Source organism: Thermus sp., from assembly GCF_040290245.1.
Taxonomy (GTDB): Bacteria; Deinococcota; Deinococci; order Deinococcales; family Thermaceae; genus Thermus_A.
Window position 1 is genome coordinate 1 of record NZ_PSMQ01000035.1, and the last position, 16,334, is coordinate 16,334.

The following is a 16,334-nucleotide window of genomic DNA, read 5'->3' on the forward strand; positions in this document are numbered from 1 at the left end:
TTTATTATCAGCCATTTCAGCCACGAAGCTTTCCGACGGGGCACGCCCGCACGGAATCCACCCCCTCACCGCCTGGCGGTGGGTTCGAGGTGGGCAAGCGCCCCGTTCCCGCAGCCGGTGGACGGCTCGCGGGTTTTCTGCCATCATGCAGATAGAGCCGGTGAAAACCCAGCCGGCTCCGGGCTGGCCACCCCAAACGGCCCTACCGGGAGTTCCCCGGGAAGGGACGCCTGTGGAGATCCCTCTGGCGGCGGAACGGCGAAGCGCCGGTCTACGCGCCACGGGTCGAGGAAGCAGGAAGTGGCCGGTCATCCGTTTCGCCGCGCAAGGTGAAAGGGATGACGATGCGCCACGGAATGGTCTCGAGCCCTGTACACGGCATTACGAGCGAGATGGCGCAAGGTGGGTCTAGAGTTCCCTGGTCCACTTCTGGACACCTTTCTTTTGGGCCAGCTCCTCTTCGGAGAAGGCCCGGGCCTCGAGGCGCTCGCCCACCGCTTTGGCGTACCGGTCTTGGGCCGGCACACCGCCTTGGGCGATGCCTTGATGACCGCCGGGGTCTTCGCCCGGATGATCCCCCTCCTGAAGGCCCAGGGGCTTTCCACCCCCTTGCGCGCGCTGGAGGCCAGGAGGAAGGTGGCCCTGCCTAGGCTGAAGTCCTACCGACCCGGCCCAAGGGCCCGGTCTACCTCCGAAGGGCTTTTTTGCCGATGTCCTTCCGGTAAATGGCGCCGGGAAAACCGATCTGGGGGATAAAGGCGTAAGCGCGCCCTAGGGCCTCCTCGAGGTCCTTTCCAAGGCCCACCACGTTCAGGACCCGTCCACCTGAGGTCTCGAGGCCCTGAGGGCCCAGGCGGGTCCCCGCATGGAAGACCAGAACCCCCTCGGGGGGCTCGGGAATCCGGAGGGGAATCCCCTTCCTGGGAGCCTCGGGGTAACCGGGGCTCGCCAGAACGATGGCCGCCGCCGCCATGGGCTTCCACACCGGCCTTGCTCCCTCCAGGCGGCCCTCCGCCACCCGAAGGGCCAGCTCCACCAGGTCGCTTTCCAAAAGGGGCAAAACCGCCTGAGCCTCAGGGTCGCCGAAGCGGGCGTTGAACTCCAAGACCTTGGGGCCCTCCCGGGTGAGCATCAGCCCGGCGTAAACCACACCCCGGTAAAGAACCCCCTCCGCCCTCAGCCCCTGGATGAGGGGCTTCAAGATCCCCTCCTCCACCTGTTTTTGCGTGGCCTCGTCCATAGGGAAGGGGGCCACCGCCCCCATCCCCCCGGTCATGGGGCCTTGGTCCCCGTCCAAAAGGCGTTTGTGGTCCTGGGAGGGAATCAGGGGAAGAATGCTCTTTCCGTCGGTCAGGGCCAAAACCGTAGCCTCCACCCCCTCCAGGTACTCCTCTATGACCACCTCACCCCCCTCGGCCCGATTCAGGATGTTGGCCACCGCCTGCTTGGCCTGGTGGAGATCGAAGGCCACCGTTACCCCCTTGCCCGCGGCCAGCCCCGAGTCCTTCACCACCACCGGCGCCCCCACCTCCTCCAGGTACTCCAGGGCCAAGATGGGGTCGCGGAAGGTGCGGTAGCGGGCGGTGGGGATGCCATACCGCTCCATCAGGGTCTTGGCGAAGGCCTTGGAGCCCTCGATCATGGCCGCCCTTTGGGTAGGGCCAAAAACGAGAAGGCCCCGTTCTAGAAACCGGTCGGCGATCCCCTCCACCAAGGGGGCTTCTGGCCCTACTAGGGTGAGGTCAATCCCCTCCCTCTCCGCGAACTCCGCCAAGGCCTCGAGGTCCCCGTCCCAGGGCACCCGCTCGGCCAAAGCCTCCATCCCCGGGTTTCCAGGGGCTGCGTAGAGCGCGGTCACCAAGGGCGACTGGGCCGCCTTCCAGAGGAGGGCGTGCTCCCGTCCCCCGCTTCCCACCACCAGAACCTTCATGCTCTAGAGTTTAACCCGCCTTAAGAGGTCCTCCACCCCCTCCTTAAGCGGAGGGGGAAGGCCCTTCTCCTCCCGGGCCACCCAGGCCACCCCATCAAGCCCCTCTTCCACCCGGTAGGCAAAGAGAAAGGCCGCCCGGGCCCAGTCCGTGGCCCAGGCCACCTCCTCCACGGGCCGCCCCCAGGCCCGAAGGGCCCGCTCAGCCCGGAGGTAGTAGGGCCGGCTCCGGCAGGGAATCTCGGGCCAGATGCGCCTAAGGGCTTGGGAAAGGGGCTCAGGCCCCACGAGACCCAAAAGGAGAAGGTGGACCGCAAGAGGGTAAGCCCTGTGCTCCACCTCGAGGATCCGGGCCTCGAGGCTCTGTGGGGTGTCCGTGGGCAGGACGGGCACCCGCACCTGAAGGAGGATCGGCCCCGTGTCCACCCCCTGGTCCACGAAGTGGACCGTGGTCCCGCTGAAGGCTTCCTGGGCAGCCAGGACCCGCTCGTGAACGTGCAGGCCCGGGTAGTCGGGCAGAAGGGAGGGGTGGATATTGAGAAGCCTCCCGTACCAGGCCTCCACAAAGGAGGGGGGCAGGATGCGCATAAAGCCCGCCAGAAGGACGGCGTCTATGCCGCGGTCTTTCAGAAGCCTCTGGACCTCCTCGGCAAACCGCCCCTTCTGCCAAGGGATATGGAGGGCCTCCACCCCTTTTGAGCGGGCCCGCTCCAGGGCCAAGGCCCCCTGTCGGTCGGAGACCACAAGAGCCACCTCCCCCAAGGGGTGGCCCCGGGGAAAGGCATCCAGAAGGGCCTGGAGGTTTGTCCCCCGGCCCGAGGCGAATACGGCCAGCCGCGCAGGTCGCCCCAAAGGAAACACGCTTTTCTCCTCCCTCGTCCCTGGTGGGCCCAGACACCCAGGCTCAGGACCCTTCAAAGGGCCTCGAGGCGGTGCTTGGTCCAGTACCGGATCAGCCCCTGGAGGTTCATCCAAGGCGGATCGGCCAGGGCGTACCGGTCCATCTCCTCCTCGGAAAGCCCCTCGAGCCCCTCGCGCCAGTAGGCCTCAAACAAAGGGCGTATCTCCTCCTCGGAAAGCCCCTCCTTAAGCCGCGCCCGAACCCATTCGGCCCATGCGAACAGGATCGTTTCCAAAGCCTCCAGGTGGGGCATCACATCCTCGTAGGGGCCAAAATGGGTGAGGTAGAGGGCCCTGGGACGAAGGGCCCGGATCCGGTCTAAGGAGGCTTTCCAGGTCTCCAGGTGGATATCCGGAGGCGGGGTGGGGGGCAAAACCGGTCCACCCACCCGGACCCCGGCCACGTCCCCGGTGAAGACCACGTCCTCAAACCGGTAGGCGTGGTGGTGGACCGCGTGGCCGGGGGTGTACAAGGCCTCGAGCTCCACCTCCCCGATCCGGAGCCTCTCCTTATCCTCCACCACCCGGATCCTTTCCGCCGGAATGGGCCGGAGCTCACCCCAAAGGGGCTGCAGAAGCTCCCCGTAGATCCGCTTGGCGCTGGCAAGAAGCCGGGAGGGGTCCACCAGATGAGGCGCCCCATGCCCCTCCACATAGACCGTGGCCCCCATTTCGGCAAAGCGCCAGGCCGCCCCCGCATGGTCCAGATGGATATGGGTCAAGAGGACGTGCCGGACCTCTTCGGGCGCATACCCAAACGCCTTAAGCCCCTCCGCCAGTCTGGGGTAGGCGCTTTCCGGCCCCGTCTCCACGAGCACGGGCCCCTCCTTGGTTTCTAGGAGAAAGCTTGCGATGACCCGGTCCTTCCCGTGGTTAAGGTCCAAAACCCGGAGCATCTAAACCTCCTTGGGGCCGATCCGGGTGTGAAGGGTCCCGATCCCCTCTACCGCCACCTCGATCCGGTCCCCAGGGTTGAGGGCCCCCACCCCTTCCGGGGTCCCGGTCAGGACCACGTCCAAAGGCTCGAGGGTCATGAAGCTGGAGATGTAGGAGAGGATGCGGGCCACGCTGAAGATCATCTGGCCCGTATGCGCCTCCTGGCGGAGCTCGTCGTTAATGTACGTCCTGAGCCAGGTGTTCTGCGGGTCCAGGTCCGTCTCGATCCAAGGCCCGAGGGGCAGGAACTTATCCGCGCTCTTGGCCCGCACCCACTGGAGGTCCTTCTTCTGGGCGTCCCGAGCGGTGATGTCCACGGCGATGGTATAGCCTAGGACATGGTCCAAAGCCTTTTCTTCCGGGACGTTCCGCATCCGGTCACCGACGACCACGGCGAGCTCGCCCTCGTAGTGCAGCTCCTGGGTGAACCGGGGGTAAGGGACCGCCTCTCCCGTCTCGTAAGGGGCCCGGGGGTTCCCCGGGTGGGCCAGGGCGTTGGGGGCTTTGAGAAAAAGGCCGGGCTCCTCGGGAAGGTCCTCGCCGAACCCATGCCCCATCTCCCGGATGTGGTCCAGGTAGTTGCGGCCCACGCAGACGATCTTACTGGGCGTGGCCGGGACGAGAAGCCGCACCGACCCCAGGTCGTAGCTCCGGCCCGTGGGGTTGCCCCCGGGGCCATCCGTCTCCAAGACCAGCTCCCCTTCGAGCACCCCCCATCGGCCTTCGTTGAAGCGGAGGATCTTCATGCCTAGAGTCTATCCGCCCCCTCCCCTCAGGACAAGCTTAGATCCGACCCTTGAGGACCTCGAGGCCCCGCAAAAGCACCACCAGGCCCACCAACCCCACCGCCAGCCGGCCATCCCCTCGAAGGAGGAGGAAGAGCGTCAGGTACCCGAAGATGGACCCGAAGGGGATGGGGTAAAGACCCCTTCGGTGCCGGAAGCAAAGGAGGTGGTACCCCCCCGCCACCAGAAGGCCCACCCCCGTGGCCAGAAGCGTCTCCTTGGGGAAAAGGACCAGGAAGTACCCGAGGGAGGGCGCGATCCCGCCCCCCCCTCGGAAGCGGAAGAAGATGGGCCAGGTGTGCCCCGCAACCAAGAAGGCGCCCGAATAGGGCCGCAGGGCTTCCGGGGTCACCCAGGCCACCAAAGCCCCCTTCAGGGTGTCCCAGGCCACGGCCAGAAGGGCTGCCGTAGGCCCCTTTTGCCGAAAGACCCCCGAGCCCCCGGGAAGGTCCTTTCCCCGGATCTCTGCGAAGAACAAAAGCCCCCCCACCAGGCTTCCCACCAGGTAGGCGAAGAGGAGGTCAAGCATGGCCTTATTGTTGCAAAGGGGGGAGGGAAGGGGTATCCTGGTTTTGGAAGTCCCATGAACCGCTTCCATCCCGTTTCGAGCGTCTCAACCCAGGGGCAGAGATGAAGGAGAGAGGGAAGAAACCCACCATCCTCGAGGTCGCCCGACGGGCGGGCGTAGGCCTGGGTACGGCGAGCCGGGTGCTGAACAACCACCCTTCCGTTCGTCCCGAGACCCGGGCCCGGGTCTTGCAGGCCATGGAGGAACTCGGCTACACCCCCAACCCCCACGCCCGGAGGATCGCAGGGGGGAGGAGCTACACCGTCTCCCTTCTTCTGCCCTTCGTGGGCACCGAGTTCTACAAAAGACTCCTGGAGGGGATCGAGGCCGTTCTTTTGGAAAAGCGCTACGACCTGGCCATCTTCCCCCTTCTTTCCCGGGCCCGCCTCGAGCGCTACTTAAAGAACGGTTCTTTAGCCTACCAGACGGACGGCCTTATCCTCGCCTCCTACGACCTGGCCGAACACTTCGGTGGACGGCTTCCCACGGACCGCCCCGCGGTCCTCGTGGATGCGCAGAACGACCGCTACGACTCGGTCTACCTGGACAACCATCTGGGCGGATGGATCGCAGGGGAGTACCTGGCCCGATTCCCGGGGCCCATATTCGCCATCCAGATCGAGGAGGAGACGGACCAGGCCTTTCGCAAGACCACCTTCAAAGAGCGGCTTCAAGGGTTTAAAGAGGCTCTCCAGGCGGTCAAAAAACCTTTCCCCGAGCACCACCGGTACACCACCCGCCTCTCCGCGGAAGGAGGACGGCTGGCCCTGAGGCACTTCTTGGAACAGGCCTCCCCCCCTTTGAACATCTTCGCGGGGGCGGACCAGGTGGCTTTGGGAGTCTTGGAGGAGGCGGAAAGGCTGGGGCTCACCGTGGGGCGGGACGTGCGGGTTTTAGGGTTCGACGGCCACCCTTGGACGGAGGAGGTGGGGCTTTCCACCCTCAGCCAGCCCGTGGAGGCCATGGGGGTGCGGGCGGCCACGCTGCTTCTGGAAAGGATGGAAGGCTACCGGGGTGCACCGCGCCAGGTGCGGTTTGAGCCGCTTCTCATCGAACGGGCCTCCACCAAAACCCCGCCCAAGGCCCCCTACCTGCCCTAGATGCTGGTCTACCTGGACCAGAATTACGCTTCCCGGATGGCCAAGCACCTTTTGGGGCAGGGGGGGCATGAGCTCTTCGGCCGCTTATTCCTGGCCTTGAAGGGCAAAGCCCTGGCCCCCCCGAGCCCCTTCCACGTTCTAGAAACCCTCCACCCCATCCGGGGACCGGCCGATAAGGCCGGCTACCTCCTTCCGGCTTTGAAAAGCGTATTTGCGGAGCTCTCCCAGGGATTCTGGGTCCGGCCTTGGCTCGAGGTGGCTTTCCGCCAGGCCCGGGGGATACACCGGTCCGACCTCCTTTGGAAGGGGGGGAGCTGGGAGGAGGCCGCAGACCTTTCCCCCCTCCTAGGCATTGAAGAAGGGCTGGAAGGGCCTCTCCTCGAGCGGGAGGAGACGGTCAAAAAGCGCCTCAGGGAGCGAACGGGTTTGAAAGAGGTTCCCTTCGTCCGCCTGTTCGCCCACCTCCTGGCCAAGGACTCCCTGAACCTCGCCCGCAGGAAACGCCCCTCGGACCTTCTGGACTTCACCATGGCCGCCACCCTCCTCCCCTATGTGGACCTCCTCCTCACCGACCGGTACCTCCGAGGCCTCCTGGGCGAAAAGACGGTGGGCGGTCGAAGGAAGGAAGTCCAGGCTCTTCTTGACAGTCTGGCCAAAGGGGTAAACTCGGGGGCGTGAGGGGCATCCAAGACTCGAGGCTCATCCCCATCGCGGAAAAGGTGCTTGGAGGAGAGCGCATCTCCTTCCAGGAGGGCCTCATCCTTTACGAGACCAAGGACCTCCCCACCCTGATGCGCCTGGCCAACTGGGTGCGGGAAAGGAAGCACGGCCACAAGACCTACTTTGTCCACTCCCTCCGCTTCTCCCAGACCAACCTCTGCTACGTGGGGTGCACTTTCTGCGCCTTCCAGAGGCGCTTTGGAGAAGAAGGGGCCTGGGATTATAGCGTGGAGGAAGCGGTGGAGTGGGTCCGGGCCCGGTACCAGCCGGGCCTAACGGAGATTCACATCTCCTCCGGCCACCACCCCAAAAGGCCCTTCCAGTACTACCTGGACCTGGTCCGGGCCCTTAAGGAGAACTTCCCCGGGGTCCAGGTCAAGGCCTGGACGGCCGCGGAGATCCACCATTTCTCCAAGATCGCCCGGCTCCCCTACCGGGAAATCCTCCAGGCCCTTAAGGAGGCGGGCCTGGACGCCATGCCGGGCGGCGGGGCGGAGATCTTCGCCGAACGGGTGCGCAAACAGATCGCCAAGAACAAGGTGGACGCAAAGGGATGGCTCGAGATCCACCGCACCGCCCACGAGCTGGGCCTCCCCACCAACGCCACCATGCTCTATGGCCACATCGAGACCCTCGAGGAGCGGCTGGACCACATGGACCGCCTCCGGGCCCTCCAGGACGAGACCAGAGGGTTCATGAGCTTCATCCCTTTGGCCTTCCAGCCGGACGGAAACGCCCTGGCCCAGGCTTTGGGGAAGAGGGAGTTTACCACCGGGCTGGACGACCTCAGGAACCTGGCCGTGGCCCGGATCTACCTGGACAACTTCCCCCACATCAAGGGGTACTGGGCCACCTTGACCCCCGAGCTGGCCCAGGTCTCCCTGGACTGGGGGGTCTCGGACATCGACGGCACCTTGATCGAAGAAAAAATCGTCCACGCGGCGGGAAGCCCCACCCCCCAGGGGCTCACCAAGGAGGCCCTGGCGGAGATCATCCTGAAGGCGGGCCGTATCCCCGTGGAGCGGGATGCCCTTTACAACGAGGTGCGCGTCTGGGCCAAAACCCCCGCATGAGGCCGTACCTTCTGGGGGTCCCCCCCTACGCCAACACCGCCCCCTTGTACAGGTATCTAAAGCCCTCCAAAACCCTTGCCTTCCGGCACGGGGTCCCCACGCAGCTCAACGGATGGGTCCTAAAGGGCGAGGTGGGGCTAAGCCTGGTCTCCAGCTATTTCTTCCTGCAAAACCAGGACCTCCTGGTCGCCCTGCCCGACTTCTCCGTCGCCGTCTTGGGCCGGGTCTACTCGGTCAATCTGTTTCACAAAAAGCCCCTCCCTGAACTTTCGCGCGTGGCCCTCACCACGGAAAGCGCCACCAGCGTGGCCCTCCTCAAGTGGCTCCTGAAGGAGGAAGGGGCCCAGCCCACCTACGAAAGGCGGGCGGGGGGCGTGGAGCTCCTCTCAGAGTTCGACGGGGTCCTCCTGATCGGGGACCGGGCCATCGCGGCCTACGCCCGGCTCCTTCCCGCCCTCCCCTCCTATCCGGAAGCCCTTCCCACCCGGTTTGGGGAGGTCTGGGTGAGCGATCTAAGTATGCTCTGGTTCCAAAAAACCCGGCTTCCCTTTGTCTTCGCCCTTTGGGCGGCCCGGAAGGACCTCCTGCCTCCAAAACCCGTGGTGGAAAGGATGCGGAGGGCTAGGCGGAGGGGCCTGGCCCATCTAGGCCAGGTGGCGAAAAGCGAGGCGGACCGCCTAAAGGTCCAGCCCGCCCTCATGGAGCATTACCTGTGGAACTTCCGCTACCACCTCGAGGCCCCAGACCTCCTGGGCCTCGAGGCCTTCGCCCAGGTTTTAGGCCTCCCCTTCCGGATACGCTTCAGCGAATGACCTGGGGCACGATCTGCACGGAAAACGTCCTCCCCTGCCGCCAGACCTTGAGCATGACCGCCTCGCCGGGCTTCTTGGCGTAGAGGACCTGCCTGAGCTGAACGATGGAAAAGAGGGGTACCCCGTCCGCCTCCAGGAGCACATCCCCGTCCAGCCCCACCTGGAGGGTCTCCCCGGTGGGAAGATGGATGTAGGCGTACCGGCTTGCCGCTTTGAGCCCAGCCCGGGCGGCGGGGCTATTCGGCTCCACCTCCATCACCATGAGGCCGGCCTCGGGGAGGCTGTTCTGCTGGCGCAGCCTATCGGGGTAGGCGCTCAGGGGCAGAAGGCTCACCCCCAGCCGTGGGCGGTTCCGGATCAGGTCCTGGGCGCTCAGGGTCTTTCCCGCTTTGAGCTCCGGAAGGACCTGCTTGACCAGGTTGATGGGGAGAGCAAACCCCACCCCCGCAAACTGGGCCGCCCCAAACTGGCCCGTGGGGGTGAAGATGGCGGTGTTGATGCCGATGACTTCTCCGCGGGAGTTTAAAAGGGGCCCTCCGGAGTTCCCCGGGTTGATGGCCGCGTCCGTCTGAATGACCTGAGGCACCAGGCCGGACTCATCCCCCACCGCCCCCGGGTTCTCCCGGATGGCCGAGACGATCCCCTGGGTCACGGTGAACTCGAGTCCGAAGGGGTTCCCCATGGCGATGGCCTTCTGCCCCACCTTGATCCGATCGGAATCCCCAAGAACCAAGGGCAAAAGCTTCGCCTTAGGGGCTTCCACCTTCAAAAGGGCCACGTCCAGGGGCGGGGCCACCCCCACCACCTTGGCCCTATACTCCTTGGGATCGTTGTGGAACTTAACGGTGATCTGCGCCGCCCCTTCCACCACGTGGTAGTTGGTCAGAACATGCCCCTCCTTGTCGATCACGAACCCCGACCCCGTCCCCTGCTGTGGGGGCGTCTGGAAAAAGGGGGCGAAGGGCTCAAACCCCGGAGGGAGCTGAACCGCCCTGGGTGCGGTGGTCACCGCCACATACACCACCCCGTCCCCATACTTGTCCACGATCTCCACGGTGTTTCGCTCGTAGTCCAAAAGGCCTTGAACTTCAGAGGAAACCGGCTTCGGGGCCTGGCTTTGCGAAACCCCCCACCAGAGCACGCCCCCCGCCATGAGGCTCAGGGCCAAAAAGGACACAAAGGACGCTCTTAGGTTCATCCTCCACCTCCCCCCTTACCCTAGCGCCTGGAGGTGATACCCAGATGAACGCCACAGAAACGGGGGACCTGGGGGGCTACAGGGCCCGCACTGGGGTGCAGGGCACGTGGAGCCCCGTGCTTTTCCGTAAACACCCTAAGGTCAGTCGCTGAAGACCACCGTCCGGTTTTCATGGACCAGGATGCGGTCCTCGAGGTGCCACTTGACCGCCCGGGCCAAAACCGTCCGCTCCAGCTCCCGGCCTAAGCGTCTGAGATCGGCCACGCTGTGGCGATGGGAGACCCGGACCACATCCTGCTCGATGATGGGCCCCGCGTCCAGCTCCTCCGTCACGTAGTGGGCCGTGGCCCCGATGAGCTTCACCCCCCGCTCGTAGGCCTGCCGGTAGGGGTCGGCCCCCGCGAAGGCGGGAAGGAAGGAGTGGTGGATGTTGATGATCCGGTGGGGGAAACGCCGCACGAAACCGGGGGAAAGAATCTGCATATACCGGGCAAGAACGATGACCTCCACTCCGTCCAGAAGCCTGAGCATCTCCTCCTCCGCCCTTTCACGGAGGGCAGGGGTGTTGGGGACATGATGAAAGGGCAGGCCAAAGCGCTCCACTTCCTCTTTCCAATCGGGGTGGTTGGAAAGGACCAGTCGGATATCCGCCTTCAGCTCCCCCATCCGCCAGCGCCAAAGGAGCTCTAAAAGGGCATGCCCCTGGCGGGAGACCAGAATGGCCAAGGAGGGGCGGTCCTTTTCCAGACCGAGCCGCCAGGCCATCTGAAAGGGGTCCGCCACCTCCTTTTGGAAGAGCTCAGCAAACCTCCTCCGGTCCAGAAGGAAGTGGGCCGTGTCAAAGGCCACCCGCATGAAGAACCTGCCCCCCTCAGGGTCGGTGGAGTGCTGCTGCAAGTCGGTGATGTTCGCGCCATACCGGAACAAAAACCCCGAGACCGCGGCCACGATGCCAGGCCGGTCGGGACAGGTGACGAGGACCCGGGCTTCTCCCTCCATTTCTCTAGATTGACACTCCCACGGCTAAAGCGCGTGGGATTCCTGGGCTCACCCCTGTGACCGATGCCCGCGTCCTACGCGGCGATGCTGGGTCTTTCAACCCCTCGACCTCCCCCAGGACCCCAACGGGATCCGCGTCCTGGCCCCCTGCTCGTGGACGGGGTGGTCCTTTCCGTTCGCTTCGCGGGGGGTGAGCCTTCAGCCTGGGCACGGGTTCTAGGCAGACAAGGACGGCCTGGTCCTCTTTCCTACTCCACTTGGACCATCCGCACACTCCGCCGGCCAAAGCGGCGGACAAGCTCCTCTTCGGAAAGGGCCAAAGCGGTGGGCCGGCCATGGGGGCAGGCCCAGGGGGTCTCGCAGGCCATCAGGGCATCCAGAAGCGCCTGGGCCGGGGCGTTCGCCAGGGCGTGCCCCGCCTTGACCGCAGGAAGACAGGCCAGCCGGGCAGCCACCCGCCTGAGGGCCTCCGGAAGGCCGCCGGGTCGCTCGGACCAAGGGGCGGCCTTCAGGATATCCCTCAGCACCTCTCCCAGCAGGATGGGGGCTCCCTTCCCGGCCAAAAGCAAGAACCCGGGCACCCGCCGCACCAGGTACCGCCCCACGCCGAAGGGCTCGAGATCGAACCCAAGGGCCGCGACCTCCTCCCAGCGTTCCTTAAGATCCTCCTCTTCCTCGGGGGAAAGCGCCACCACCTCGAGAGCGGGAAGCACCACCGGCGGCTCCTCCTTAAAGCGCCTTAGGAGCTCTTCGTAGATCACCCGTTCGTGGGCCGCGTGCTGGTCCACGATGTACAACACCCCCTCCGCTTCTGCGAGGAGGTAAGCCCCCCGGAACTGGCCGAGGTGCCTAAGGCGAAAAGCCCTGGAGCCGCCCACGGGGGAAAGGCCAAAGGACCGGTCCGGAAGGGACCGGGCCAAGGGCACGGACGAAAGCGCCCTTCGCACCCCCTCCTCCACAAGGGAAGAAAGGTCTTTCAAAAGCCGTAGACGGGCCTTTTCCGGCGCGGTGTGGACCAAAACCTCCTCCGGGGGCAGGCAAAGGTTCAAAACCCCCACGGGGAAGCCGTTTTTGGGGAGGAGTTCCCGGTAAGCGGAAAGCACCGCTCTGAGAAGCCCCTCCGGCCATTCCACAGGACGGCCGTTTACCGCCAAAAACAGCCGATCCCGCCTGGGTCGGGCCAGCTCGGGCCTCGAGAGGAGGCCCTCTAAGGCATAAAGGCCCTCCCGGTGGCCCACCTTAAGAAGCCGGTTTGCCACCACCGGCCCCCAGACGGCCTTGGCCGCCTCTAAAAACCCCCCGCCCGGGTAGACGAAGCGGGCCTCCCCGTCCACATGGAGGCTCAGGGCAAGGTGGGGGTGGTGGAGGAGGTAGCGGAAAAGAAGGAAAAGGACCCTGCGCTCCTCTTCCTTTGGGGAAAGCCCCCTCCTGCGGGCGGGGAGGTGGAGAAAAAGCCCCTTGAGTTCCGCCTCCGTCCCCGGCAGGCCCGGATGGGTGTAAAAGTGAATTTCGTCTAAAAACGCCTCCACCGTGGCCGCCCCTAGCTGGTCCTTGGGCCGGCTTGTAAGCCGGAGCCGCCCCGCCTGCCTTAAGGCGTAAAGCCCTTCCCCCCGGAAACCCAAGGTCCGGATCCGGTCCAAGCCCTCGAGCTTGCTCGTGGTGTGCCGCTCCACCGCTAAAGGAAGCTCCTCCTTGGGGATGCCCTGCCCGTTGTCCCGCACCAAAAGCCGCTCCAACCCCCCACCCCAAAGCTCCACCCGGACGCGGCTGGCCCCGGCGTCCAGGCTGTTTTCCAAAAGCTCCCGCACCGCATCCGCCACGGAAAAGACCACCTCGCCCGCGGCGATCTCCCGCAGGATCTCCTCTGGCAAGACCCGGATCACACCAGCACCCCCCGGGCCATCTCCTGAAGCCGCTTAAGCACCTGAAGGGCCTCCAGGGGGGTCAGGCGGTTGAGGTCCAAGGCTAAGAGTTCAAAAAGCACCTTTTCCCCCTCCCCACGGCTTGCGAGCAGGCCCTCCAAAATAACCCGGGCCCTATGGACCACCTCTTCCGGAACCCCGGCAAGCCGGGCCACCTCCACCCCATAGCTCTTCAAGGTCGGGCCCGGCAGCACCTGGTGGTAGAAGACCAACCCTCCCTCCAGCCCCACCTCCTCCGCCGCCACGTGGAAGTTCCGCACCCGGGGCAGGTCCAAACGCGTGAGCTCGTGGTAGTGGGTGGCGAAAAGGACGTAAGCCCCCCGCTCGTGCAAAGCCTCCAAAACCGCCTGGGCCAAAGCCACCCCGTCCAAGGTGCTCGTCCCCCGCCCCACCTCGTCCAGAAGGACCAGGCTTTTCTCGGTAGCCCCCTTGAGGATCTGAGCCACCTCCCCCATCTCCACCATGAAGGTGCTCCGTCCCCCCGCCAGGTCGTCGGAAGCCCCGATCCGGGTGTAGATGCGGTCAAAGAGGGGCAGCTCCGCCTCCTCCGCGGGAATAAAGGAGCCGATCTGGGCCAGAAGGGCGATAAGGGCGGCCTGGCGGAGATAGGTGGACTTCCCCGCCATGTTGGGCCCGGTGAGGACGATGAGCCGGGCCTCGGTCATATCCAGATCGTTGGGAACGAAGTTTCCCTGGACTTCCACCACCGGGTGCCGCCCGGCCTGGATCCTGAGCCGGCCCGTGAACCGGGGCCGGGCATACCCCCGCTGCACCGCCACTTCGGCCAAGGCGGCGCAGACATCCAGCTCCGCCAGGAGCTGGGCCACCTCCCGGAGGCGCTCCGCCTCCTGGGCCACCTTGGCCCGGAGCTCTAGAAAGACCTCCTCCTCCCGCCTTAAAGCCTGAGCCTCGGCGAAAAGGAGCTCCTTTTCCTTCTCCTTTAGGTCAGGCCGGGTGTACCGCTGCCGGTCCTTCAAAGTCTGGACCGGGCGGTAATCCGGGGGGACCTGGTCGTAGTAGGGCCGGGTGACCTCGAGGTAGTACCCGAAGACCGCATTGTACCCCACCTTCAGGGTGGGAATCCCCGTCCTCTCCCGCTCCTTTTCCTCCAAACGGGCAAGGAAGCCCAGAGTCTCCTGGACCCTGCCCCTTAGGGCATCCAAGGTGGGGTCGTACCCCTCTCGGATGAGCCCCCCTTGGGAAAGCCGGCCCGGGACCTCTTCATTTAGGGCCGCCCCAATCTCCTCCGCAAGATGGAGGAGGTCGGGCAGGTGCTCCAAAACCCCCATCCTCCTAAGCTCGGGCAGGGCCTCGAGGCTACGCCTGAGGGCCAGGAGGTCCTTGGGGGTGGCTCGGTTTAGAAGAAGCCGATTCGCCAGGCGCTCCAGGTCGTGCACCCGGAAAAGCACCCGCCGCACCCCCTCTCGAAGCGGCGCATCCCGTACCAGCCGCTCCACCCGGTCCAGCCTCGCCTCCAAGGGCCCCCGGTCCAGAAGGGGGTGGCGGAGCCAGGCCCGCAGGAGCCTTCGGCCCGGGGCGGTGCGGGTCTCGTCCAGCACGGAAAGCAACGTCTTCCCGCCGGGCAAAAGGGGCTCAAAGACCTCCAGGGCCTTAAGGGTGGCCTCTGAAAGGTCCATAAACGCTCCGGGATCGTAGCGCTGGAAGGCCTTTAAGGCAAGCCTCCCCCCCTGGGTGGCCCGGGCGTAGGCCAAGGCCGCCCCTGCCGCCCGCCTTAAGGCCAGGGGGGCCTCGAGCGCCCCGAAGATCCGCTCGAGGTCCACCGGCTCAAAAGGAGCCTCCGAAAGCATCACCGGGAAGCGCTTTCTGAACTCCTTTAAAAACGCCTCGTTCTCCAAAAGCTCCGGAGCCAAAAGAACCTCTCGGGGGCGATGGCGAAAAAGCTCGTCGTATAGGGCGCTCCTGCTGAAAAGGACCGTCCCTTTGAACTCGCCGGTGGAAACCTCCAAAAACACCAGGCCGTACCCTTCTCCCGTCGCCAACGCGGCCAGGTAGTTGGCCTCAGGGGTGAGGAGGCTTTCCTCCACCACCGTCCCGGGGGTGAGGAGCTGGGTCACCTCCCGCCGGACCAGCCCCTCCGCTTCCTCCGCAGGCTCCACTTGGTCGGCGAGGGCCACCCGGAAGCCCAGGGCCAGGAGCTTCTCCAAATACGTGTCCGCCGCACGGATGGGAATCCCCGCCATGGGGGTGGTAAAGTCCTTGCTGGTCTTGTGGGTGAGGGTGAGCCCCAAGGCCCGGGCCAGGCGCTCCGCGTCCTCGCCAAAGCACTCGTAGAAATCCCCCACTTGAAAGAGAAGGAGGTAATCCGGATACTGGTCGCGCAGGGCCACGTACTGCTCTAGAAGAGGGGGGAGCGGACCTGGGCCTTCGCCCTTGAGCATATCCTTATGATACCTTCTGGCACCCCCGCCAAGCGGCTTGACCAGTACCCATGCTTGTGCTTGGGTTCGTCTGTTTATTCTGGACTCATGTAAAAAAGTCGGTTGACCCTTCTATCCTCCCCACCAGGGGCCTCCACCAGCACTCTGGGGAAAGAGTTCCCGTAAGCCTTTCCCAGGGGCTCTTTTCCCCAATCCGCCGATGCCGCATCCGGTAAAGCCCCACCATCAACCAGGATTCCCCCACCTCCAGGCTCCGCAACACCCTCCGCCTGCGCCGCCGCCACAACCGCCCATGCCCTACCTCTGCCACGTTGTTCGTCCAAGGAGGCGGTACCTCTGCCCTCCAAGCTTCCCGCAACCCCTCCCAAGCCCGCACCCAGCCCCCCAAGGCCTTACCCCACCGGGGCAGAAGCTCCTTCCAAAAGAACGTCTCCCTCTCCCCAGGCCCAAGCCCCCGCAGCACCCTCAGACCCTCCCGTATCTCCCCCCACGCCTTCCGGTCCACCTTGGCCCGTACCTCCCGCATCAGGTGGAAAGCGCACCGGGCCCAAAGCAGCCTCCGCCCCAACCAGCCCAACGCCTCCCCTACCTCCTGCGCCCCGTCCGAAACCACCCCCAGCCTTGGAGGTAACCCCCAAAGGAGCTCCCGCACCCGCTCGTAACTCCGCCGATGGCCAAGGTCTCCCCACAGGGGGCAACCCGTCCAAGCCTCAAAGTAAAGGTACCCGTACCCCTTGGGACCCCGGCCAAAGGCCCATTCATCCACACTCCCCCAGTACACCCGCCCTCGGAAAAGACGGTTCTCCCGCTGAAGGAGCCGTTTAGCCCTGACCCCCGCGGACCTGAGCCAGCGGAGGCGGGTGGGACGGGTGAGGGGGAAGCCCAGGTTCTTGGTGAGATCGCTTTGGACGCTTTCAGGGGCGCGATGGCTTGCGAGGATGAGGAAGTGCTCCTGGATGGAGATCGCGTACCAGCGGCTTCTAGAGCAGTCCTCC

15 protein-coding genes are annotated in these 16,334 nt (G+C 65.2%); 5 read left to right on the plus strand and 10 right to left on the minus strand.

Features of this window, described 5'->3' with window-relative positions:
- Positions 1–369: 369 nt before the first annotated feature.
- Positions 370–756, plus strand: coding sequence for a 3'-5' exonuclease (locus tag C4301_RS09965; protein WP_503012399.1), 387 nt, complete (start codon positions 370–372; stop codon positions 754–756).
- Here the strand turns inward: C4301_RS09965 and purD are convergent.
- Genes purD through C4301_RS06240 form a run of 5 tightly spaced genes read right to left on the minus strand, consistent with a single transcriptional unit; the run spans position 686 to position 5,077 of the window.
- Positions 686–1,930 (minus strand): phosphoribosylamine--glycine ligase, encoded by a 1,245-nt coding sequence (purD, locus tag C4301_RS06220; protein WP_352414237.1) that lies wholly within the window; start codon positions 1,928–1,930, stop codon positions 686–688. The genes C4301_RS09965 and purD overlap by 71 nt on opposite strands.
- A 3-nt stretch (positions 1,931–1,933) precedes the next feature.
- Complete coding sequence (gene purN / locus C4301_RS06225) at positions 1,934–2,788, minus strand: phosphoribosylglycinamide formyltransferase (RefSeq protein WP_352414238.1); 855 nt, start codon at positions 2,786–2,788, stop codon at positions 1,934–1,936.
- A 53-nt stretch (positions 2,789–2,841) separates the two neighbouring features.
- Positions 2,842–3,723 carry an MBL fold metallo-hydrolase gene (locus C4301_RS06230; RefSeq protein WP_352414239.1) on the minus strand — a complete coding sequence of 294 codons (882 nt, stop codon included), beginning with the start codon at positions 3,721–3,723 and terminating at the stop codon, positions 2,842–2,844.
- Positions 3,724–4,509, minus strand: coding sequence for a fumarylacetoacetate hydrolase family protein (locus C4301_RS06235; RefSeq protein ID WP_352414240.1), 786 nt, complete (start codon positions 4,507–4,509; stop codon positions 3,724–3,726). It abuts the gene before it with no gap.
- Positions 4,510–4,546: 37 nt separating this feature from the next.
- Positions 4,547–5,077, minus strand: a complete 531-nt coding sequence (locus C4301_RS06240) for a glycerol-3-phosphate acyltransferase (RefSeq protein ID WP_352414241.1) — start codon at positions 5,075–5,077, stop codon at positions 4,547–4,549.
- A gap of 101 nt (positions 5,078–5,178) precedes the next feature.
- Between C4301_RS06240 and C4301_RS06245 the strand changes: the two genes are divergently transcribed.
- Genes C4301_RS06245 through C4301_RS06260 form a run of 4 tightly spaced genes read left to right on the plus strand, consistent with a single transcriptional unit; the run spans position 5,179 to position 8,821 of the window.
- Positions 5,179–6,216 carry a LacI family DNA-binding transcriptional regulator gene (locus C4301_RS06245; protein ID WP_352414242.1) on the plus strand — a complete coding sequence of 346 codons (1,038 nt, stop codon included), beginning with the start codon at positions 5,179–5,181 and terminating at the stop codon, positions 6,214–6,216.
- A complete protein-coding gene (locus C4301_RS06250) occupies positions 6,217–6,894 on the plus strand; it encodes a hypothetical protein (protein ID WP_352414243.1) in 678 nt (225 codons plus the stop codon).
- Positions 6,891–8,009, plus strand: a complete 1,119-nt coding sequence (gene mqnE, locus C4301_RS06255; protein WP_352414244.1) for an aminofutalosine synthase MqnE — start codon at positions 6,891–6,893, stop codon at positions 8,007–8,009. The genes C4301_RS06250 and mqnE overlap by 4 nt, the downstream gene beginning before the upstream one ends.
- Positions 8,006–8,821 carry a menaquinone biosynthetic enzyme MqnA/MqnD family protein gene (locus C4301_RS06260; protein WP_352414245.1) on the plus strand — a complete coding sequence of 272 codons (816 nt, stop codon included), beginning with the start codon at positions 8,006–8,008 and terminating at the stop codon, positions 8,819–8,821. The genes mqnE and C4301_RS06260 overlap by 4 nt, the downstream gene beginning before the upstream one ends.
- On the opposite strand, the gene C4301_RS06265 is transcribed toward C4301_RS06260, so the two are convergent.
- The 5 genes from C4301_RS06265 to C4301_RS06285 form a co-directional block, all read right to left on the minus strand.
- Positions 8,811–10,019, minus strand: a complete 1,209-nt coding sequence (locus C4301_RS06265) for a S1C family serine protease (RefSeq protein WP_352414246.1) — start codon at positions 10,017–10,019, stop codon at positions 8,811–8,813. The two genes, C4301_RS06260 and C4301_RS06265, sit on opposite strands and share 11 nt — an antisense overlap.
- A gap of 141 nt (positions 10,020–10,160) precedes the next feature.
- Positions 10,161–11,018, minus strand: a complete 858-nt coding sequence (purU, locus tag C4301_RS06270; RefSeq protein ID WP_352414247.1) for a formyltetrahydrofolate deformylase — start codon at positions 11,016–11,018, stop codon at positions 10,161–10,163.
- Positions 11,019–11,266: 248 nt separating this feature from the next.
- The gene (gene mutL / locus C4301_RS06275; protein WP_352414248.1) at positions 11,267–12,901 is read right to left on the minus strand and encodes a DNA mismatch repair endonuclease MutL; all 1,635 of its coding nucleotides are present in this window, start codon (positions 12,899–12,901) and stop codon (positions 11,267–11,269) included.
- Positions 12,898–15,339 (minus strand): DNA mismatch repair protein MutS, encoded by a 2,442-nt coding sequence (gene mutS, locus C4301_RS06280; protein ID WP_352414249.1) that lies wholly within the window; start codon positions 15,337–15,339, stop codon positions 12,898–12,900. The genes mutL and mutS overlap by 4 nt, the downstream gene beginning before the upstream one ends.
- An 85-nt stretch (positions 15,340–15,424) precedes the next feature.
- Positions 15,425–16,334 (minus strand): hypothetical protein (locus C4301_RS06285; protein ID WP_352414250.1); only part of this gene is annotated, 910 nt, incomplete at its 5' end.